The following is a 22,456-nucleotide window of genomic DNA, read 5'->3' as shown; positions in this document are numbered from 1 at the left end:
CAGCCGAGTAGGAGACTTATGTCCGAGAATACCTCACCGTCATCTAATGTTAATGCGCCACAAATCAATTTGCTTTTATTTATTGTTCTCGGTGCCATCGGTGCACTAACGCCTCTGGCGATTGATATGTATTTGCCAGCGATGCCAACGATTGCTCGCGATCTTGGTGTGCAACAAGGCGCCGTTCAGATTACGTTGACCGCTTATACAGCCGGTTTTGCTATTGGGCAGCTTATTCATGGCCCACTTGCGGATAGCTACGGGCGACGCCCAGTATTGATTTTAGGTATACTGTTCTTTGCTTTAGCATCCGTTGTCAGTGCGACAACCGAGGGTATTGAAGCATTGATGTGGATTCGTACCGCGCAAGGCTTTGCAGGAGCAGCCGCGGCCGTTGTGATTCAAGCGGTCGTACGAGATATGTTTGATCGCGAAGACTTTGCACGAGCGATGTCATTTGTCACTTTAGTGGTCACGCTTGCTCCTTTGGTCGCGCCAATGATTGGTGGTTATGTTGCTATTTGGTTTGGTTGGCGAGCCATTTTTTGGATATTAGCCGGCTTCTCTTTGGTTGTGATTGCTTTGGTATTGTGGAAGATCCCAGAAACATTGAGCGCTGAGAATAAGCAACCGTTCAGATTGCGAAATACCTTAAGAAACTATTCACGTCTGTTCCAAAACCCTCAAGCGCTTGGTTTGATTTTCTCGGGGGCGTTTTCGTTTGCAGGTATGTTTGCCTTTCTAACGGCGGGCTCGTTTGTTTATATTGATATTTATGGCGTGCGTCCTGACCAGTTTGGTTACTTGTTTGGTATGAACATCATTGCGATGATCGTGATGACAAGTATTAATGGACGTTTGGTTAAAAAGGTTGGCTCACATACCATGTTGCGCTTTGGTTTAGCGGTGCAATTGTTGGCCGGATTCGGATTGTTCGCGACATGGTTATTTGATTGGGGACTGTGGGGGACCGTGATTTTTGTTGTGATGTTTATTGGCACGCTATCAACCATAGGTAGCAATAGTATGGGGCTACTTTTGAGCGGATACCCAACCATGGCAGGCACAGCATCTTCACTGGCAGGCACATTGCGTTTTGGTACCGGTTCGATCATTGGTGCCGTTGTCGCATGGTTGCCAGGCGGTGTAACATGGCCAATGGTATTAGTTATGAGCGCGTGTTCGATTATTTCGGCCGCGTGTTATTGGATGTATGGAAGAAAGGCGTGATGTCGCAATATACCGTAGAAATACAAAAACTCGTGGATCAAGCACTAGAAGATATTGCTAAAGAGCATAAAGCGGGCAGGCTAAGCAATGGCTCGGTGGCTAACAATCTCTATCTGGTACGTTGGGTGACTAAAGCGATTAAATCGCAGCAGTTTCCGCGTATTGTTGTCGATGATCTTGTTCGTTGGCAAAAAATGGGTCGCTCAAAAGGCGATCAGGCCGGATTGATGACAACCTTCCAACGGATCTCGACTTATTATCAGCAGTTTTTCCCGCAAGGTGAAGCTGAGCGTGTGATCAAAGATAAAGAGATCGATGCTTTTCTCGATATGATGGAAGCAAACGGTTGGGAAGTGTCGACGTCAGAGCCTTTGGTTGGCTGTGGCAAGGTGCAGATATTTATCGAAGGTTCTAATTCGTTGGCGCTTTGCTCGGATCAATGTGACGACTGCTTTGATGGTGAAGAACTGGTCAAACCGATGAATTGGTTTGTTCGTGGCCACCATGCTGATTTTATTGAAAAAGCATCAGCGGCAGGTTTTATGGTGCATAAAGTGACCGACTACAAGTCAAATGTGAAATATCATGGTGAGTACCTGATTTTTCCTGCCAACCGCGGTAACCAGTTAGCTGAAATTCCCCTGAGCTTAACGGTCTAGCTGAAACGATAAAAGAGCTTCCATTACGGAAGCTCTTTTGCTTTACGCACAATGGCTTTAACCATACCTTTAAAAATAAACAGGTGCGCTGGCATCATCGCAAACCAATAAAGTAACCCTTTAAAGCCTTGTGGGTGCCACCACGCGGTGACATTCAACGTTCTTTTATCGCCAAGATCTTGAATAGTGAATTCGAGTCGGCCAAGCCCCGGCCCTTTCATGCCAAATAAGAGTGAGATAAATGCCTCGTCTTCACAACGAATAACTTTCCACGAATCAATAAAATCGCCCACTTTTAGTTCCGGGCCTGGCGGGGTGCGTCTGATAGGTTTACCGCCGCCAAAGAAAATATCGAGCCATTCACGTGTGCGCCAGAGGCTATTAGCAAAGAAGTAACCTTGTTCTCGGCTACCAATTGTTTTCACGATTTGCCAGAGTTGTTTCGTCGTTAAGTCCGTGGTTATTTCAGCACCAGTTTGTTTTGGGTAGTAGCCAAATCCGGGTTGCCAACGTGAAAATGCTGCAGGGTCGAACCCCCAGACATTGCTGCGAACAAAGGTTCCTTCGCGCTGAATACTGTTGTTGACCATCTGCTCGAATCGAATCAAAGGCTGTGGGTATTTAGCTTGAATATCTTCGCAATTAGCAATGAAGTCATGCTCTAGGCCTGACAACAAAGCAGCGCCGATACTGGAAGGTACCGAAGTCACAATCCCCAACCAACGTGATGCCATTTTAGGTGTCAGTAGTGATGTTGGCCAAATCGTGATCGGCTTATTGACCGCTTTAGCGATTACTTTAAATTGATCGCGGTAGCTAAGGGTGTCAGGACCGCCGATTTCGTATAGCTGATGAGTCGACGGCTGCTCTTGAGCGATTTCAAGAAGGTAGTGATTAAGATTTTCTAGGGCGATAGGATTGGCTCTAGAGTCGACCCATTTCGGTGTGATTAATATCGGCATGTTATAAACAAAATCGCGCATTATTTCGAATGCTGCCGAGCCAGGACCAATGATCACTCCAGCGCGAAGTTCTGTAATAGGGATATTGGCTTGGCGGATGATGTCACCGGTCATACGCCGAGCTTTCAAATGATAAGAATCGCCAGTTTGCGGTTGAATCGCACTAAGGTAGATCACGTGCTTAACCGAGCTTTGCAGCAACGCTTGTTTGAAGTTCTCTGCGAGTGAGATTTCGTAGTCGAGAAAATCATGTCCATGGGCCATGCCATGGACAAGGAAATAAACTAAATCAAAGTTTTGGATAAGCGTTTGAGTAGCTTGCTTGTCGGCTAGATCAAGATATTTCAGTTGCAGGTTCGGATGAGGAACAACCCGAGCACGCAAATAGTCTATTTGACGTGCGGCAGCCGTGACATTGTAACCTTGGGCGCACAGCTGGGTAAGCAATTGCGAGCCGACATAACCAGAAGCTCCTAAAACCAGCACATTCTTCATCACGACCCTCTGTTATTTTATTGGTTTCATATCAGGAGTGATCATATAATAGTCGGCCGCTTTTTTCTCTTTTTTCATGCTGTTACAATTTAAGGTACGGTCACTACGATGTTTTCACAAGTGTTACACCACACCCGTGGTGATTTTATTCGCCGTTTGATTGCGATCGCGATGCCAATAACGCTACAAAGCATTATGTTTTCGAGCCGTAGTTTGGTTGACGTTTTAATGCTCGGTCAGCTCGGCGAGGCTGAAATTGCCGCCGTTGGGGTAGCCGCTCGAGCCACGTTTGTGACGACCATTATGCTGGTCGGCGTCACCACTGGTGGTGCAATGCTGACGGCGCAGTATTGGGGAGCCGGCGATCGTCAAGGGGTTCGTGAAAGTACGGCGCTCACTTGGTTAGTTTGTACACTCTTTGCCGCGTTGACAGCGATTTTGTTTATTTTGTTCCCGACACAGATAATGGGACTTGCGACCAACGATCCTGAAGTGAATCGCTTAGGCAGTGAGTACTTGGTGATTACTTCTGTGACAATGTTTGCAGTTGCGAGTGTTGCCAGTATGTCTGTTGGGCTACGAGCTATGCATCGGCCTGGTATTAGCACCTTATTTAGTGGTATCGGGATTGTGTCGAACATTTTCCTCAACTGGGTATTGATCTTCGGTCAGTTCGGTATACCTGCAATGGGAATCAAAGGTGCTGCGATCGCGACGGTATTGAGTGGCGCGATAGAAGTGGCGACACTTTTTGGCTATCTGTACGCTAAAAAGCATCTTCTCGCGTTTGGCCCTGATGATATTCGCTCGGTCATTGAGTTACCACGAGTGATTAAATTTCTTAAACTCTCTCTACCGACTACGTTTAATTTTCTTGCTTGGGCTGGGGGGTTGTTTGCCTACCATGCGATCATGGGGCAGTCGGGTGTGCAAGGTTTAGCGGCACTGTCGGTAATGACTCCGGTTGAGTCGATTTCCTTGGCACTTTTGATTGGTATGTCTAATGCTGCTGCGGTGTTAGTGGGAAATCAGATTGGCGCCAAAAATTACGAAGCGGTGTATTACCAAGCGATTGGTGTGACGTTACTTAGCTTAATCGTCGGTATTGTGGTCGCAGTAATACTCTATTTTGTGCAGGGTAGCGTGTTGGATGCCTTTAGTGCCTTAACCCCTGAAACCAGAGCGCTGGCTGAAAAGTTTATGATTGTATTGAGCTTGAGCATTATTCTGCGTTCCGTACCAATGATGACTATCGTTGGCATATTGCGTGCTGGCGGCGATGTGAAGTTCTGCCTCTATCAAGACTTGGTTGCGCAATGGCTGATCGGAATTCCATTAGCGGCGTTCGCCGCGATCGGGCTAGGTTGGGAGCCGCAGTGGATTTATCTGCTGTTTTTAACCGAAGAGCTTATCAAGTGGTTTGGTTCACTTTATCGCACCCGTACTCGCAAATGGATTCGAAATTTGATTGAAAATTAGACGTTAGGCGTGATTTTATATCACTTGAGTGCATATCCTGTGATCTAGAGTCCAAAATACTTTCTTGAGAGTGAGATTTAGTGTAGATTCACAGCCTAAATTTACGTTATTGAGAGTTTCAATGTTACAACTGACAGACCTATGTAAAGGCTATTTAGACGGGGGAGAATTCCACCCAGTTTTACAAGGTGCTGAGTTGTCTTTGAAGCAAGGTGAGCAAATCGCTTTGATGGGTGAAAGTGGGTCAGGTAAAAGTACCTTGCTTAACTTGATCGCAGGTCTTGATACGGTCGATTCTGGTGAAGTGCTGTTTCCGGACTTTTCGATGCATCAGGTCACCGAAAACAAACGTACGGTTTATCGAAGAAATAATATTGGTCTTATTTTTCAGCAGTTTAATTTACTTCCGACTTTGAATATCGCAGACAATATTCGTTTTTGTCGTCAGTTAAAAGGGCTACCTGAAGATCAAGGCTTATGGCGTCAGATTCTCTCCTCACTCGATTTGATGCCGCTGCTAGGTCGTTACCCTGAAGAAGTCTCAGGTGGGCAGCAGCAACGAGCGGCGATTGCACGCGCACTGTATATGGAACCCAAACTGCTATTAGCGGATGAGCCCACTGGCAGTCTCGATGAACGTAATGCCGAAGCGGTGATGCGCTTGTTGACATCGCTAACCAAACAGCTTAATTGCACACTGTTACTGGTTACTCACAGTCAACGTGTGGCAGAGCACATGGAAGGAAAAGTGAGGCTGCAAGGAGGGCAATTGCATGTTATGGCCCGTACTTAAGGCGTTACTGGGTCACTATCGACGTTATCCGTTGCAAATATTGCTGGTGTGGCTGGGTTTGACACTTGGCGGCTCATTGCTTGTTGGTGTTACTTTAATTAACGACCATGCTCGTGCCAGTTATGAGCATGGTGAAAAACTATTTGATAATCCTCTTCCTTACCGAATTCGTTCTAAGCACTCTCCTAACAAAATACCTCAAGGTTTTTACGTTCAACTACGTCGCGATGGTTTCCAGCAATGCGTGCCGTTTGATAATGTTCGGGTTAAAACCATCGATGGGACCGATATTACTCTAATGGGTATTGACCCTGCGGCCATGATGCATTTCAAGCAAGAGGCTCAACTTAGTCAGTTTAAGTCTTTGGTTTTGATGCGCCCTCCTTATCCCATTATGGTCAGTAGCGAGTTAGCTGCGCATATGGGTTGGAAGGCAAATGACGCCATCCAATTGCAAGACGGTCGCATGATAGGCCCTATTGTCATTGATTCGGAAGGCGTGATCTCTGGAACCCGCATCGTGGCGGATATTGCACTACTACGCATGATAGAGCGCAGTGCTGGTATCTCTTTTATTGCTTGTAGTGAAATGCCACAAGAGAAGTTGGCAATGCTTAGAGCTATGTTGCCAAACGGGATAGAGATCAGCCATAGTTCGCGTATGGAGCTTGAGTCTCTTACCCAAGCTTTTCATATCAACCTCAGTGCGATGGGGATGCTGGCATTTCTGGTCGGACTGTTTATTTTTTATCAAGCAATATCACTCTCTTTGACTCAACGTCAGCGTTTGGTCGGCTTACTTAGACAAATGGGCGTTTCAGGCTGGCAGCTTGCTCAGGCGCTGTTTTTAGAGCTGATTGTGTTGGTCGTTGTCAGTTGGATGTGCAGTAATTTGTTTGGTATGTTGCTCGCCAAACAATTGATTCCTTCTGTATCGGCAAGCTTGGCCGATCTCTATGATGCCAATGTCGGTTTGTCAGTGGCTTGGAGTTGGCACGCAAGTTTGTATAGTCTAGCGATGTCGGCATTGGGCGCTGTAACCGCTTGTGCATGGCCATTGGTTCGTCTGCTGCGTTCGCCGCCTTCACGGTTAACCACAAGGCTGTCGCTGACTCGCTTTACTGGTAAAGAGTTTACCTTCCAAGCATTACTCGCATGTGTTTTTTGTGTCTCAGCGGTGGCTATCTATCAGGCGCCAAGAAGTCAGGAGTTGGGCTTTGTAATCATCGTGCTGATGCTGCTGAGTGTGGCACTGTTTACGCCCTACATTATCTGGCGGGTATTTGAAGGTTTTTCTTACTCGCTTCGTTGGGTTAAAGCACGTTGGTTTTTTGGTGATGCGGCTGCGAGCATGAGTTATCGCGGGGTTGCGACGATGGCTTTTATGTTGGCGATGGCAGCCAATATTGGTATCGAAACCATGGTCGGGAGCTTTCGAGATACAACCGACAAATGGCTGAGTCAGCGTTTAGCTGCCGACTTGTATATCTATCCAAATAGTCAATCAGCGACAAGGATAAGTGCTTGGTTAACCGAGCAACCTGAAGTTAATTCGGTTTGGTGGCGCTGGGAGAAAGAAATATCAACCGATAAAGGTTTGTTGCAAGCTGTGAGCACTGGGCCATCAGAAGGCGAACTTGACTCGTTAACGGTTAAGCTTGGAATTCCTAATTATTGGTATTATCTTCATCAAGCCAAAGCCGTGATGATCAGTGAATCGATGGCGCTTAAAATGGACATACGTCCCGGTGATATCATTAACCTCAATGGTGAATTGGGTGATGGCTGGTTGGTGAGCGGAGTTTATTACGATTATGGTAACCGCTATAACCAAATACTGCTTTCTCATCGGAATTGGCTTTATGCTTTTGGTGGCACTGGCAGTATTGCCTTAGGTGTTGTGCTTGACCCTAAAGCAGAGACAAAAGCATTGCAGCACCGCCTCGAAAACCTGTTCAGAATCGACTCTCAACGCATTTTTGACACTGGCTACATTCATGATCAAGCAATGCGTGTATTTGATAGAACCTTCTCTATCGCAGATTCTTTGGGCAACATTACTTTGGTGATTGCGGTGTTTGGTATTTTCTTTGCGACAGTGGCCGGGGAAATCTCGCGTCAACGGCATATTTCGTTATTGCGCTGTTTGGGAATGTCTGGACGAGAGCTGATCGTGATGGGCAGTTTGCAGTTGTTTGTCTTTGGCGCAATCTCAATACTGATTGCGATGCCTCTCGGGCTGGCTTTGGCGAGCCTTGTGGTCGACATTATCATCAAGCATTCATTTGGTTGGACCATTGAGCTGCAATTTATTCCTCAAGAGTACTTTTATTCGGTCACACTAGCGATGGGCTCTTTGATGCTGGCAGGTGCAATCCCCGTTTTAAGAATGGTTCGAAACACACCCATGAAGTCTCTGCGAGACTCGTTGTAAATGGAGGTTGTGGTGAAGAGGCGTTTAGTATCCACCTTGGTTGTGATAACCATCATCGTCTTAATCGCTGCCGCTTTTCAATCGCGCTTTTTTGATCTCTTTGCACAAAGTCACGACACTGCTGTCAATGAAGACATCTACCTACCTAATGGCAATGTATTCGAGCCGGTTTTACCTGATAATCCTGTCGTTCTACCGCGTGATTTCGCTTTTCATTATGAATATCAACATAGCTGGTGGCACTTTTTTGCTAACGTGTTTGATAAACAAGGTAATCAATACTCAGTGCAATGGAGTTATTTCCGGATTGCCAATCATGATACTAACCTTAAGGGGTGGTTAAATTCACAGCTCTATATTGCTAACGTTGTGATATCAAACCAACAACAGGTATGGCGTGAGCAGAGAATTGCCCGAGGTGGTATTGGACAAGCGGGAATGTCACAGAAACCTTTCAAGATATGGATTGATAATTGGTATTGGCGCTCACTTGGTTTAAATCCATTCCCTGGCATGCTGAGCATTGAGACCGACCAGTTAAAATTAAGTTTGCATACCTCAACATCGGGTCCTTTGGTTGTACCTGGAGAGCGTGGCTATGTACAGAAACACGATTTGCTGCCCGTGGCGTCGCACGCGATAACCGCGCCCTTTTTGTCAGTACGTGGTGAACTGCAACTGAATGACGGCCAACCTTTTCAAGTGGAAGGCAAAGCATGGATGAGCAAAGAGTGGGGAAGTGGTCTGCTTGGTCAAGGGCAACAAGGATGGGATTGGTTTGTTATCAATTTAGACAATCAAACCACATTATCTGTCAGTCGGTACAGACAAGATAAGCAGATACCCTATCTGTTTGGGACTCTTGCCAGCAACGACGGTAAAGTGATTGAACTTAATAATGAACAATTGACTATCGTACCTCTTAACACAACGGTTATCGCTAACGGAAAATCGATTCCCACTCAGTGGCAAATTGCTGTACCTGAGTATGGAATTAATGTCGAGGCGACGACACTGAATGACGAGCTTTGGCTACCTTTTGCCCTTCCTTATTGGCAAGGCCCCATCGAAACGCAAGGCAGTCACCAAGCGCAAGGCTTTATGCAGCTAGTTGGTTACTAGTACAACGTTGTAGAGCAGTATTTAAACGAGCCACAGGTCAGGAAATGACAAGTGGTTTTTGACTTGCCTAGGGAAAATGGTCAATATTGCCTATAATTACTGAAAGAAAATAAGTGGTTTAAAGTTGTTTGTATCGGTTTTTCCGAAGTTACAACTCTAAACAAGCGATTATTATCAAGGTGGCTTACTCTATACACTCAGAGTTATTCTTTGCTACTCGCTTATGTAAATAATTAATATAAGGGCAATATCATGACTGATGCTATTCGCGATTTTTTCAAAATGGAGTCTGCCGGAGGCATACTTCTTGTGATAGCTGCGGCTATCGCAATGACTATCGCAAATACTGATCTCAACGATGCATACCAAGGTTTTCTGCACACTTACTTACTGGGTATGTCAGTTTCTCATTGGATTAATGACGGCTTAATGGCTGTGTTTTTCTTACTTATTGGCTTGGAAGTAAAACGAGAGCTGCTCGAAGGGGCGTTAAAATCTAAGGAAACCGCAATCTTTCCAGCCATTGCCGCAGTCGGCGGTATGTTGGCTCCGGCCCTCGTATATGTTCTGTTTAACTATAACGATCCACAAGCTATTCAAGGTTGGGCAATTCCAGCAGCTACTGACATCGCGTTCGCGCTTGGTATCATGGCATTACTAGGTAATCGTGTTCCTGTTAGTTTAAAAGTATTTTTACTCGCGCTTGCGATCATTGATGATTTAGGTGTGGTCGTCATTATCGCCTTTTTCTACACAGGTGATCTTTCTACCACAGCGCTTGCGGTAGGCTTCGCGATGACGGCGGCGTTAGTTTTACTCAATAACAAAAAAGTCACTAAGTTAACTCCGTATATGATTGTCGGTGCGATTCTCTGGTTCGCGGTTCTCAAATCTGGTGTGCACGCGACCTTAGCGGGTGTTGTGATTGGTTTTTCTATTCCATTGCAAGGCAAGGAAGGGGAGCACTCGCCGCTTAAACATATGGAACATGCGCTGCACCCTTACGTCGCTTTCGGTATTTTACCTTTGTTCGCTTTTGCTAATGCTGGTATTTCTCTTGAGGGCATTTCGATTGATAGTTTAGGTGCTGCGCTGCCTATCGGTATTGCGCTTGGCCTGTTGATTGGTAAACCATTAGGTATTTATACATTCAGTTGGGCGGCAGTGAAGCTGGGTATCGCTAAGTTACCTGAAGGGATTAACTTCAAGCATATTTTTGCGGTATCTGTGCTGTGTGGTATTGGCTTTACGATGTCAATCTTCATCTCTTCACTGGCCTTTGGCCAAGCGAACGCTGAGTTTGATACCTATGCTCGACTTGGTATTTTGATGGGATCGACGACGGCTGCCGTGCTTGGTTATTGCTTGTTACGATTGTCACTACCAAAGAAAGCCGTTAATGTCGCTCAGTAGGTAGTTCCGAGCAACAATCATCGTGCTAATTCCTAGACGAAACAAGCGCTCCAACTGGAGCGCTTGTTTATTTTCAAATGAACATTATGATTTATTTTTCGATTACAGTGAAAATTGTCCACTCTTCTATCACCTCTTCTTTCAGTCCAACCACTTTTGCTGTAACTCTTCGATTTAGAGCGTGAGAGGTTTCATCGTCACCCTGAGCTTCGAGCCTATTTTCGCCATAACCAACAATGGTCACCCGTTTGGGAGCAACATCATAAGAGAGCAGTTGATCTTCGACCGCATGTGCGCGTTTCTTCGATAGCTCAAGGTTGTAATCTGGGTCACCTACTTGACTGGCATAACCTTGAATTTGGATTGAAGCGGATTTATACCTTTCAAGAAACTCTGCCATGGTTTGGATCTGGTTGGCGAAGATAGGATTAATCTCATAAGAATCATTAGCAAAAAGAATTCTTAGTTCACGTTCCTCTTGCGCATTGACCGCAGCACCACAACCATCGTTATCAACTTGCGCACCCATTGGTGTTCCAGGACAGATATCGCGCGCATTAACAACGCCATCTTTATCATCGTCTGTAAGATCAGAAATCTGGTCAGCGATGGGTGTTTCTATATAACGGTACTCATCTTCCGCGTTCACCATAACGAACGGTATGCTTGCGATAAGTGCACAAGGAATCAGTTGTTTGATTTTCATGTTAATACTCCACTGGCTCTGCCCATTCTTTTGGTGTGTCGACCAATAATGCATCAAGCAGCCCGCCGCTCGCGTTCATCACACGATACTTTGCATATTGCTCAGCGTAATGCGCATCAAGGTAGTCTTTTCTCGCTTCAAAAAGTTCGTTTTCGGTATTAAGTAGATCCAGTAGGGTACGTTGGCCGATACCATACTGTTTCTTATAGGCAATAACGGTTTCTGATGCCGAATCGACGTGGTCAGCAAGGAAGTTCTTTTGTTGTAGGGTTAAGTCTAATGCGCTCCATGACAGTCTTAGGCTCTCTTCAACTTGTCGATAAGCGTCGTCTCTGAGATCTTTCGCTTTATTAAGTTGGTAGGCTGATCTTTCAGATAAGTCACTGTCAGTACCACCGTTGTACAAGTTGTAGCGCATTCGAAGCATGGCTAAGGTTTCTTCACTTTGTCCTCGATCACCGCCTGCATCATCGCGCCATGTCTGGCTGGCTTCAATTGAGAATGTTGGAAAATAGTTGCCTTTTGATTGCTTATATTGGAAGCGGGCTGCATCCACATCAACCATAGATATACGAATAACAGGGTGTTTATCGAAGGCTTCGACTAATGCGTCCGATAATGACAGCGGCAGTTTAGACTCATCGGCACGAGGATAAATAAGGCCAAGTGGGGCTTGTCCCACCAAACGTTTAAACTGGGTGTGAGTGTCGATGAGGTTATTCTGCGCGGCCAGAAGATTACCGTGCGCTTTGGCAATACGGGCTTCAACTTGGGTTACGTCAGCTGTTGAGCCAATCCCCGAAGTCGCTCGTCTCTTGATGTCGCGATAGATATCTTTATGCACAGCGAGGTTACTCTCTGAAAGCGCCAGTACTTCAGTCGCCTTTACTGCGTTAAGATAGATTTGAGTAATTTGCAGCGCAAGATCGGACGCATTCGATAAAAGTTGATAGCGAATTGACTCGGCGTCTGCGGCGGTTCTATCCATATCATTTAAGGTGGCGTTACCATCCCACAATAATTGGGTAAGGCTGATAGTTGCTTCTTTTCGAGTTAAGTCTGTGTCGTTGCGCCCAGTCGAGGAAGCAGGATCAATGCCTTCATAGCCAATACCGGCGTCTAAGTCTAGGCTTGGAAGATAAGCACCGCTGGAGGCATCGGCTTGTTTGACCGCACTCTTAAACTCGTTATAAACACTTTTAATTTCGGGGTTGGTTGCTAGGGCAATAGCGACGGCTTGTTCGAGTGTTTGCGCGTACGATGGCGCATGAGTCGCCATAATGACACTGCATGCTACAAGTGACTTTTTCCAGTTCAAGGTGGCCTCCTTACTATAGTGCCAAGACTTAGTCCGCTTTAATGAGGGCAGAGAAATCCCCAAAGCCAGCTAGGTAAAAGAAGCTGGCTAGGTAAAAAGATCTTAGTTGACTCGGGGATGTTTTGTGAGCTTGTTGTCAATAAAATGTTCTAAAAGTTTTAAACCCGCGACACATTTCGTTAGGACTTTCTTGTTATTAACTAGATTGTCATTAGTAACGGGTCTAGTTTTTAGCATGTAGAGGTATGCGAATTTTTCATTCTCATAGGGTAGAAGGAACTATTTAGCATAGACGCAGCAGGGGAACTGGGTTATGAATGCGAAAAGTCTAGCGACATTAATGCTCGCTAATACCAGCGTGGTTATTGATGTAAACGGGGAAATCCGCGCGCTACTTCCGGGTGAGGTGCCAGCGCCGGGAGAAGTAGTCGTAACGGTGGGACAAGATACGACAGCAGAAGTTGGAAGCACGATTGATGCTCAGCTATTTGGTAATAACGTTGATGGGATTGGTTTAGATCTCGATAACGAAATTGCGTCAATAATTGAGCAAATTGAACAAGGGGTCGATCCAACTCAGAATGATGAATTTGCCACTGCCGCCGGAGGACAAAATGGGTCGAGTCCTACCAATACGGGTGCGATTGAGCGAACAGGGGCAGAAACCTTAGCGCAAACTCAGTTTGACACCGCGGGGCTTGAGTCACAGGGGCTGTCAGAGACACAAAGTTTAGCCGTATTGGATCTCGTCACGGCGCAATTGATCTCTGAAGTAGAAGCTCCGCAATTTGATTTAGACAGTTATAACTTTTCCTATGATGAAAACTCACTAGCGGGTGCTGTTGTTGGCACTGTTTCTGCAACCGACCTTGAAGGGGATAGTGTTACTTACTCACTCGTTTTTGAAGACGGTAATCCACTCGCTGATTTCTTTATCATCGACCCTGTTTCGGGAGAAATTTCTCTAACATCAGCAGGCGCTGCCGCTTACACCAATGATTTTGAAGATCAAGGCGCTATCAATACGCACCAGCTAGTGGTGCAAGCAAGCGATGGCAATAACATTTCTCAAGTGCTTGTCACTCTCAATGAACAAGATGTCAATGAGCCGCCGACGTTCCAGCCTCCTGAAGATGAAGAGCAAGGCTATGTGTTTAGCTATCCGGAAAATAGCCCAGCCTATGATGAGAACGATGTCGAGGGCACTCGAGTCGCGTCTGTGTCAGCGAGCGATCCTGAAGGAGTGACAATTAGTTATCGATTAGATTTTGCTGAAGGTGATCCACTCGCGGATTACTTCATGATTGATGACAACGGCAATATTTTCCTCACCGAGGCGGGCGCGGAGGCGTTCACCAATGATTATGAAGATCTCAATGTATTGAATGAGCATGGGTTAACCGTGGTCGCCAGTGATGGGGTCAACGACACCTCGATCAACGTGGCGTTAAGAGAAACCGATGTCAATGAGCTGCCGACGTTCCAGCCTCCTGAAGATGAAGAGCAAGGCTATGTGTTTAGCTATCCGGAAAATAGCCCAGCCTATGATGAGAACGATGTCGAGGGCACTCGAATCGCGTCTGTGTCAGCAAGCGATCCTGAAGGAGTGACAATTAGTTATCGATTAGATTTTGCCGAAGGTGATCCACTCGCGGATTACTTCATGATTGATGACAACGGCAATATTTTTCTCACTGAGGCGGGCGCCGAAGCGTTCACCAATGACTATGAAGATCTCAATGTATTGAATGAGCATGGGTTAACCGTGGTCGCCAGTGATGGGGTCAACGACACCTCGATCAACGTTACGCTCAAAGAAGAAAACGTAAACGAATTGCCAGTGTCGGAAGATTTCAATATTGATGCGGGTAATGCGGTATTTGTACCGATTGTGTTTGATTCAGATGATCCAGCCCTTGACCACATTTCAGATGAGGATGATGATTTTAATAAGGTTGATTTGAATGTCATGATCACCTCTTTACCTACATACGGCACTTTGCTTTACACCGATGATTTCGGCGAAAGCCGTGTGATCACCACTGAAGACTTGCATGTAGTAGGACAAGAGATTGATGCGGCTAAACTATTTAACCCGGATAACTTCACCTACGTACCCGGAGAAGGAGAACCGTTCGAAATTGGTTACAGTGGCGATCCTGAAACCATCATTGGTAGTCTTGATGATGATGGATTTTATAACTGGGGGGCTTACGTTAGCGATACCGAGCGCCTGATAACACTCGATAATGGTAACACCATCGGCGTAGCATTACTCGACAATAACGATAAGGAGCTAGTTCAATATCTCGGGGGTACACCACACACCGGATTCGGTATTGGTGATGAAGACGGCCAAGGCCTGAATATGCAAGAAACACTGGTGTTAAATTTGTCAGATAATCCTCTAGGCGTTGTTACCTTCGGACTAGATGGCCTAGGAGGCTCATTTACTACTAACAGTGCAGTATATGTTGCGGTCACTTATACCTTGGCCGACGGTTCTACTCATATAGAACACTACCAAAAAGATGAAGGTGATGTAGGTAACAGTGAAACGTTGTACGAATTTAGCTATTCATCACCAGACAATCCAGTTGTCGAAATGGAAATGACATCGACAGGTGGCAACTGGGTATTAAGCTATCTTCAAGGCACTCAGGAGATAACTGAAAATGACAGCTTCGATTATGTTGCCGTAGATTCAGACTTAGCAGTGAGTAACGAATCTTCAGTCTTCATTGATGTCTCTGATTCGCCGGAATACAGTGTTGTGAGTGCTGATGATACAGGTGAGGTTAACGCTGAACTTGGTAATCAAGTCATGTTAGGTGATGAGCAAGATAATGTATTTGTTTGGTTAGATGACGTTATCGATAACGGTAGTGATGTGGTCGATAACTTTACCCTCGGAGAAGACTTACTCGACTTACGCGGGATTTTAGAAGAGGCGGAGAGTGTTGATCTTGAAGATCTGGTTGGCAAGATTGATAGCGAAATCGTTGATGGCGATATCGTGTTAACGGTTATCGACAATGAGGTGGAACAAAGCATTGTACTTGACGGTGCTGCAAGTGATCCAAGTTTCGCTGTCTTCATTGATAACGGCACACTTAACGAGATGGAGATGTTAACGCAAATTCTAAAGACTGATACTGTGTAATTTCGACGGCAAAGTGTAACAAAAGCTGGCCTCAATTAGGCCAGTTTTGTTTTGATAGTTAGATAAAAATTTTGCTTCTTGACGACAAATTATTATTGCCAGTGCGTCGCATTTTATGATAATTTTCGCCGCAATCTCGGAGATGAGTCGAAAAGATATTCTGGGGGATACGCGTGATGACATTCGGGCTGAGTGAGCATCACGTAGGGTAGGTATCGACAAGTCCTTTTGTCGATAGACGGGATACTAATGTCGCTTAGCGGCATGTGAATGGGAAACCCAACATTGAATTCACATAAAAAACAACCATTAATCAGCTTCGTTCTTCCTCAATGCCCTGTTCTACAAGACAGTTGCATTACTGAACCTTGATTTAATTACCAGTATATAGTCCATCTTTGATGGAGCGATTTGTCGTACACGCTACTTTATTTTAGTGCGTGACTCTTTGCTTTGCCCTCATTCTAGAATCGGTTTCTGAATAGGGAAATAAAACTATTTCAAGGGATTACATCATGAGCACCGCCTTTGAAGTCGATAATTCATTTATCGCAACACCTTTTTCTACTCAGGTTCCCGTTCTGGAAGGTATTTACGATCTTACTCCAGACCAGGTTCTTCTTGACCAAGAGCAGCATGAATCTGCCGTTCGTTCATACCCTCGTCGACTCCCTATTGCTATTAAACAGGCATACGGGGCGCTCGTGGAAGATACGCGTGGTCAATTATTTCTCGATTGTTTGGCTGGAGCTGGCACGTTGGCAATGGGTTATAACCACCCAGAGATCAACCAAGCGCTTAAAGACCAACTTGACAGCGGTTTACCATATCAAACATTGGACATCGCCACTGAAGCGAAAACCAAGTTCATTAAGGCCGTTAAAGACTTTTTGCCTGAGCAATTGGGTAATCACTGTGTGATTCAGTTTTGTGGCCCATCAGGCGCAGATGCGGTTGAAGCAGCGATTAAACTGGCTAAGCAGACGACTGGGCGTAATACCATGTTTGCTTTTCGTGGTGCCTACCATGGTATGACCAATGGTACCATGGGAATGATGGGGAATTTAGGTACAAAAGCACGTCGTACAGGTTTGATGTCTGACGTCCACTTTATGCCATTCCCATATAACTTGCGTTGCCCGTTTGGTTTAGGCGGAGATGAAGGCGCTAAAGCGAGCATTCGTTATATCGAACGTCTTCTTCACGATGATGAAGCAGGAATAATGAAGCCTGCCGCTATCGTGGTAGAGCCCGTTCAAGGCGAAGGCGGCGTTATCCCTGCTCCAGCGTTCTGGCTGCGAGAGTTGCGCCGCATTTGTGATGAGCATGGCATCCTACTTATCTTTGACGAAATTCAGTGTGGCGTTGGCAAAACAGGTTACAACTTCGCTTTCGAAGAAGCAGGTATCGTACCCGATGTGCTCTGCTTATCGAAAGCGATCGGCGGTGGTATGCCGATGTCGCTATTGGTGATTAAAAAAGATCATGATACGTGGAAGCCTGGTGAGCATACGGGTACGTTCCGTGGCAACCAACTTGCGATGGTTTCAGGCGCCAAGGCTCTTGAAATTATTCAGCGTGATAACCTTGTTGAGCATGCCAATATTGCTGGTCAATATTTACGTCATGGTCTTGAAGCGATCCAAAAACGTGTTGACTGTATTGCTGAGGTCCGAGGCAAAGGGTTGATGCTGGGTGTTGAAATCCGTAAGCCGGGCAATGAACTGAACAAGTTTGGAGAGCCTGCATCGGATGGTGAGCTTACCCTAAGAATTCAACGTGCGGCGCTAGAGCGTGGATTGATGATCGAAAAGGGTGGTCGTGACGGCTCGGTGATTCGTTTCCTTGCGCCTTTGATTATCTCTTTTGAGCAGATCGACTTTGCACTGCGTGTGATTGAAGAGGCTATGTTAGTCTCAGGCGCCAATAAAGTCGATGCTGAGCAGGCCAATCAAAGTTGGAAGCAGCACTTTATCCATACCGGAGAGATGGGAAGTCACGAGTTTGCTAAGGTGATGAACCACACCACGGCGACAATGAAGTCGGTATTTGAACAAGTAGACGCGCCATACTCTGGTCTTGATCCTAAGCTTTTGCAAAGTGCGATCAACGCCGTTGACCTCGATAACAAGAATGCTTCGCTTATCGATGTGATTGGCGAAACCGCGGACCTTGTGGCGAAGAATGCTATCTTTACCCAACATCCCAACTGTATTGCGCATTTGCATACTCCGCCGTTAATGCCAGCCGTGGCAGCGGAAGCAATGATTGCGGCGTTAAACCAATCGATGGACTCTTGGGATCAAGCGTCATCAGCGACCTATGTCGAGCAAAAAGTGGTTGATTGGTTATGTGATAAGTACGAATTAGGCGAAAAGTCAGATGGTATTTTTACCAGTGGCGGCACGCAAAGTAACCAAATGGGACTCATGCTCGCACGCGACTGGATTGCCGATAAGTTATCGGGACATTCGATCCAAAAGCTTGGTCTTCCTGACTATGCAGACAAACTGCGTATTGTGTGTTCAAAGAAATCTCACTTTACGGTACAAAAATCCGCCTCTTGGATGGGATTAGGTGAAAAAGCGATTTTAGCAGTAGATGCCAACGTAGACGGTACGATGGATGTCACTCAGCTTGACGCAGCCATTGAGCAGGCAAAAGCTGAAGGTTTGATTCCTTTTGCTATCGTTGGTACCGCAGGTACAACCGATCACGGAGCGATTGACGATCTTGATTTTATCGCTGATATGGCTGACAAGCATCAGATGTGGATGCATGTTGACGGCGCGTACGGTGGTGCATTGATTCTAAGTAGCCACAAGAATCGTCTTAAAGGCGTTGAGCGCGCAGCGTCGGTAAGCGTTGATTTCCACAAGCTGTTTTACCAAACAATTAGCTGCGGTGCTTTGCTGGTCAATGACAAATCCAACTTCAAGTTTCTTCTGCACCATGCAGATTACTTGAACCGTGAACATGATGAGCTGCCAAACTTGGTCGACAAGTCTATCGCGACAACTAAGCGCTTTGATGCATTGAAAGTGTTTATGACAATGCAGAATGTTGGCCCAGCCACTTTAGGTGAAATGTACGATCATCTCTTGGCCCAAACTCAGCAAGTGGCAAATTTAGTGCGCAGTAATGACAGTTTGGAGTTATTGGCAGAACCTGCGTTGTCGACAGTTTTGTTCCGCGCAGTGCAGGGGAATACCGACCTAGATGAACTCAATAAAACTCTAAGACTAGAAGCGCTAACACGTGGTGTAGCGGTACTTGGAGAAACTGTTGTGGATGGCAAATCGGCCCTTAAATTCACAATACTAAACCCTTGCTTGAAGATCTCGGACTTCGAATCTTTGCTAAATAAAATTAATACTCTAGCGGTTGAGCTAGCGAAATAAAGGTAACGAAAACTATGGCAATTCTACAAATTGGTGCAGGCGGCGTTGGCTGGGTAGTTGCACATAAAGCGGCGCAAAACAACGACGTTCTGGGTGATATCACCATTGCATCACGTACCGTGGGCAAATGTGAAAAAATCATTGAATCTATTCAGAATAAAAACAACCTGAAAGATCCATCGAAGAAATTAGAAGCTCGTGCAGTCAATGCCGATGACGTTGACTCTCTCGTTGCTCTTATTAAAGAAGTTCAGCCTGATCTTGTGATCAACGCAGGTCCTCCATGGGTCAACATGTCAATCATGGAAGCGTGTTACCAAGCTAAGGTATCTTACCTAGATACTTCGGTTGCAGTCGACTTGTGCAGCGAAGGCCAACAAGTACCACAAGCGTACGACTGGCAATGGGGCTACCGCGAGAAGTTCGAACAAGCAGGCATCACAGGTATTCTAGGTGCCGGTTTCGATCCGGGCGTGGTATCCGTATTTGCCGCTTATGCTGTAAAACATCTGTTTGATGAAATCGATACTATTGACGTCATGGACGTTAACGCTGGCGACCACGGCAAGAAGTTCGCGACTAACTTTGACCCAGAAACCAACATGTTAGAGATCCAAGGCGACTCTTTCTACTGGGAAAATGGCGAGTGGAAACAAGTGCCTTGTCATTCTCGTATGCTTGAGTTTGATTTCCCGAACTGTGGTTCGCACAAAGTTTACTCTATGGCACACGACGAAGTGCGTTCAATGCAAGAGTTTATTCCGGCAAAACGTATCGAGTTCTGGATGGGTTTTGGTGACCGTTACCTAAACTATTTCAATGTAATGCGTGATATCGGCCTGCTAAGCCCTGATCCGCTCACACTCCACGACGGTACCGTGGTTCAGCCGTTACACGTTCTTAAAGCACTGCTTCCAGACCCAACGTCTCTTGCGCCGGGTTATACAGGCTTAACGTGTATTGGTACTTGGGTTCAAGGTAAGAAAGACGGCAAGGAGCGCAGCGTATTTATCTACAACAACGCTGACCATGAAGTGGCATATGAAGACGTTGAGCACCAAGCGATCTCTTACACCACTGGTGTTCCTGCGATCACGGCGGCACTACAATTTTTCCGCGGCAAGTGGGCAGACAAAGGCGTGTTCAACATGGAACAGCTAGACCCAGATCCGTTCTTAGAAACGATGCCTGCTATCGGTCTGGATTGGCATGTACAAGAACTAGATCCGAGCCAACCTGTGATCCACAAGTTGAAATAAGAACGTCACTGCTCTTATTTGAAATCTAAATGTAAGCCGATGCATCTGCGTCGGCTTTGTTCGATTTTATATTTATAGTGCCTTCGTTTACGCGAGGGAGCTTAAGGTATTTAAATGCAACACAACGAACTTAAAACTCCGTACTTCATGATCAATGAAGATAAGTTGATAGAGAACCTAGAGAAAGCCAAACAACTCAAAGAGATCTCTGGCGTAAAGCTTGTTCTGGCGCTGAAATGCTTCTCAACTTGGGGAGTATTTGACATCATCAAGCCATATTTAGATGGCACCACGAGTTCGGGCCCGTTTGAAGTCAAGCTTGGCCATGAAACCTTTGGTGGTGAAACACACGCTTATAGTGTCGGTTACAGTGAAGATGACGTGCGTGAAGTGGCAGACATTTGCGATAAAATGATCTTTAACTCACAGTCTCAACTCGCAGCGCACCGTCACATTGTGGAAGGTAAAGCATCGATTGGCCTTCGTTTGAACCCTGGCGTGAGCTATGCGGGGCAAGATTTAGCCAATCCCGCACGTCAGTTCTCTCGCCTTGGGGTTCAGGCTGATCACATCAAGCCAGAAATTTTCGATGATATAGATGGCGTGATGTTTCACATGAACTGTGAGAACAAAGATGTCGATGCGTTTATTGGCTCGCTCGATTCCATCTCACAGCAGTTTGGTGAGTATTTAGACAAACTTGATTGGGTTAGCATGGGCGGCGGTGTCTTCTTTACTTGGCCTGGATACGATATCAGCAAGCTTGGTTTAGCGCTGAAAGCGTTCTCTGAAAAGCATGGCGTGCAAATGTATCTAGAGCCGGGTGAAGCTATTATTACTAAAACCACTGATCTGGTCGTGACTGTGGTTGATGTGGTTGAAAATGTGAAGAAAACGGCAATTGTTGACTCAGCCACTGAAGCACATCGTTTAGATACTCTGATTTACAATGAGCCGGCTTCGATTCTAGAAGCGTCTGATAATGGTGAACACGAGTACGTTATCGGCTCATGTTCATGTTTGGCGGGTGACCAGTTCTGTGTGGCGAATTTTGATCAGCCATTAGAAATCGGTCAGCGTCTGCACATTCTTGATAGCGCTGGTTACACCATGGTGAAACTAAACTGGTTTAACGGTCTGCGCATGCCGTCGGTTTACTGTGAACGTTCAAGCGGTGAGATTCAAAAGCTTAATGAGTTTGACTACGTTGATTTTAAGCGTTCGTTATCGCAGTGGTCTGTGACATAACGGGATAAAATAACAAGAGAGCGTTCATTTCGCTCTCTTTGTTGTTGCAGTATTCGCCTAGTCGCGGTTTTAGCTTTCAACAATCACTCGGGTATCTTCGCTAAGAGACTCTAATTCGTTAGCGACATCGTTGATGTCAACTTGTTGAGGAATACGAATGGCTAAGCTGGCAGTAAATAGACTCGAGCTGACGCCACCGCCACCTGCGATAAAGACTCGTTGACAGTCCATATCGAGAATACTGATGCCTTGGTCATCAAGGACGTGAGTAATTTCATTAACGATACCAGCCCTGTCGTTAGAATCGACTCTAAGTTGATAGATGGTATCGGCATTGTGACTTGTGGTATCTGAATCGGTAAATTGAACCATCAACTCTGGATGTGAACTAAACGCCTCTTTCACGATATCCATATTGCTTGTCGGCAAATCAACTTTGATCACCGCGGCAACTTGGTCTTCAATAAAGTTAACTTTACTGATAAGCCATTTACCACCATTTTCGTGAGTAATGGTCGCCAATTGTTTAATGGTTGTCGGGGTTGCTCGGCCGACAAAGTTTACGATAAATGTACTGTTCATAGTGGGGCCTCCTAGCGCTGAAGTAGATATTGCAAACCAATCTTTTCAGCGTCGAAAAACGGATTGGTGCCTAACCTCAGTGTAGAAGAGCTCAAAGGCTAAGGTTTGATGTAAATCAACTTTTAAACCTAATGCCTTGTCAGTCTTACCAATATTATACCGCGAGCACAAAAAAGGCGCATCAAGCGCCTT

Annotated in this window: 15 protein-coding genes; 11 read left to right on the top strand and 4 right to left on the bottom strand. The window is 45.8% G+C overall.

What is annotated here, in order from left to right:
• Positions 1 to 18 precede the first annotated feature (18 nt).
• Positions 19 to 1,230: a Bcr/CflA family multidrug efflux MFS transporter gene (locus ViNHUV68_RS07940; RefSeq protein WP_391087138.1), complete on the top strand. Its 1,212-nt coding sequence runs from the start codon at positions 19 to 21 to the stop codon at positions 1,228 to 1,230.
• Entirely contained in the window at positions 1,230 to 1,889 is a 660-nt protein-coding gene (locus tag ViNHUV68_RS07935) for a DUF2913 family protein (RefSeq protein WP_391090293.1), read from the top strand. The genes ViNHUV68_RS07940 and ViNHUV68_RS07935 overlap by 1 nt, the downstream gene beginning before the upstream one ends.
• 23 nt (positions 1,890 to 1,912) lie before the next feature.
• On the opposite strand, the gene ViNHUV68_RS07930 is transcribed toward ViNHUV68_RS07935, so the two are convergent.
• On the bottom strand, positions 1,913 to 3,346 hold the full coding sequence (locus ViNHUV68_RS07930; protein ID WP_391087135.1) for a DUF2867 domain-containing protein: 1,434 nt from the start codon (positions 3,344 to 3,346) through the stop codon (positions 1,913 to 1,915).
• Positions 3,347 to 3,454: 108 nt separating this feature from the next.
• Between ViNHUV68_RS07930 and ViNHUV68_RS07925 the strand changes: the two genes are divergently transcribed.
• From ViNHUV68_RS07925 to nhaA, 5 genes are all read left to right on the top strand, one after another.
• On the top strand, positions 3,455 to 4,825 hold the full coding sequence (locus tag ViNHUV68_RS07925) for an MATE family efflux transporter (protein WP_391087132.1): 1,371 nt from the start codon (positions 3,455 to 3,457) through the stop codon (positions 4,823 to 4,825).
• Positions 4,826 to 4,946: 121 nt separating this feature from the next.
• Positions 4,947 to 5,618, top strand: coding sequence for an ATP-binding cassette domain-containing protein (locus ViNHUV68_RS07920; RefSeq protein ID WP_391087129.1), 672 nt, complete (start codon positions 4,947 to 4,949; stop codon positions 5,616 to 5,618).
• On the top strand, positions 5,599 to 8,052 hold the full coding sequence (locus ViNHUV68_RS07915) for an FtsX-like permease family protein (RefSeq protein WP_391087126.1): 2,454 nt from the start codon (positions 5,599 to 5,601) through the stop codon (positions 8,050 to 8,052). The genes ViNHUV68_RS07920 and ViNHUV68_RS07915 overlap by 20 nt, the downstream gene beginning before the upstream one ends.
• Positions 8,053 to 9,174 (top strand): lipocalin-like domain-containing protein, encoded by a 1,122-nt coding sequence (locus ViNHUV68_RS07910; RefSeq protein ID WP_391087123.1) that lies wholly within the window; start codon positions 8,053 to 8,055, stop codon positions 9,172 to 9,174.
• 252 nt (positions 9,175 to 9,426) lie between these two features.
• A complete protein-coding gene (nhaA, locus tag ViNHUV68_RS07905) occupies positions 9,427 to 10,587 on the top strand; it encodes a Na+/H+ antiporter NhaA (RefSeq protein WP_038174598.1) in 1,161 nt (386 codons plus the stop codon).
• A gap of 91 nt (positions 10,588 to 10,678) precedes the next feature.
• On the opposite strand, the gene ViNHUV68_RS07900 is transcribed toward nhaA, so the two are convergent.
• Both ViNHUV68_RS07900 and ViNHUV68_RS07895 read right to left on the bottom strand, forming a co-directional pair.
• Entirely contained in the window at positions 10,679 to 11,293 is a 615-nt protein-coding gene (locus tag ViNHUV68_RS07900) for an OmpA family protein (RefSeq protein ID WP_391087120.1), read from the bottom strand.
• Position 11,294: 1 nt separating this feature from the next.
• Complete coding sequence (locus ViNHUV68_RS07895; protein WP_038174600.1) at positions 11,295 to 12,611, bottom strand: TolC family outer membrane protein; 1,317 nt, start codon at positions 12,609 to 12,611, stop codon at positions 11,295 to 11,297.
• Between the two features lie 313 nt (positions 12,612 to 12,924).
• On the opposite strand from ViNHUV68_RS07895, the gene ViNHUV68_RS07890 reads away from it, so the two are divergent.
• The 4 genes from ViNHUV68_RS07890 to nspC all read left to right on the top strand — a co-directional run bounded on the left by ViNHUV68_RS07890 (position 12,925) and on the right by nspC (position 21,682).
• Positions 12,925 to 15,774, top strand: coding sequence for a hypothetical protein (locus ViNHUV68_RS07890; RefSeq protein ID WP_391087117.1), 2,850 nt, complete (start codon positions 12,925 to 12,927; stop codon positions 15,772 to 15,774).
• 515 nt (positions 15,775 to 16,289) lie between these two features.
• Positions 16,290 to 19,175 (top strand): diaminobutyrate--2-oxoglutarate transaminase family protein, encoded by a 2,886-nt coding sequence (locus tag ViNHUV68_RS07885; protein WP_391087116.1) that lies wholly within the window; start codon positions 16,290 to 16,292, stop codon positions 19,173 to 19,175.
• Positions 19,176 to 19,189: 14 nt separating this feature from the next.
• Positions 19,190 to 20,434, top strand: coding sequence for a carboxynorspermidine synthase (locus tag ViNHUV68_RS07880; protein WP_038174604.1), 1,245 nt, complete (start codon positions 19,190 to 19,192; stop codon positions 20,432 to 20,434).
• A 114-nt stretch (positions 20,435 to 20,548) separates the two neighbouring features.
• On the top strand, positions 20,549 to 21,682 hold the full coding sequence (nspC, locus tag ViNHUV68_RS07875; RefSeq protein WP_391087113.1) for a carboxynorspermidine decarboxylase: 1,134 nt from the start codon (positions 20,549 to 20,551) through the stop codon (positions 21,680 to 21,682).
• A gap of 69 nt (positions 21,683 to 21,751) precedes the next feature.
• Here the strand turns inward: nspC and ViNHUV68_RS07870 are convergent, their stop codons facing one another.
• Positions 21,752 to 22,264 carry an ACT domain-containing protein gene (locus ViNHUV68_RS07870; RefSeq protein WP_391087110.1) on the bottom strand — a complete coding sequence of 171 codons (513 nt, stop codon included), beginning with the start codon at positions 22,262 to 22,264 and terminating at the stop codon, positions 21,752 to 21,754.
• Between the last annotated feature and the right edge of the window lie 192 nt (positions 22,265 to 22,456).

The organism is Vibrio sp. NH-UV-68 (assembly GCF_042940635.1).
GTDB lineage: Bacteria > Pseudomonadota > Gammaproteobacteria > Enterobacterales > Vibrionaceae > Vibrio > Vibrio pacinii.
Note: the sequence above shows the minus strand (reverse complement) of the source record. Positions and strands in the feature narration are given on the sequence as shown.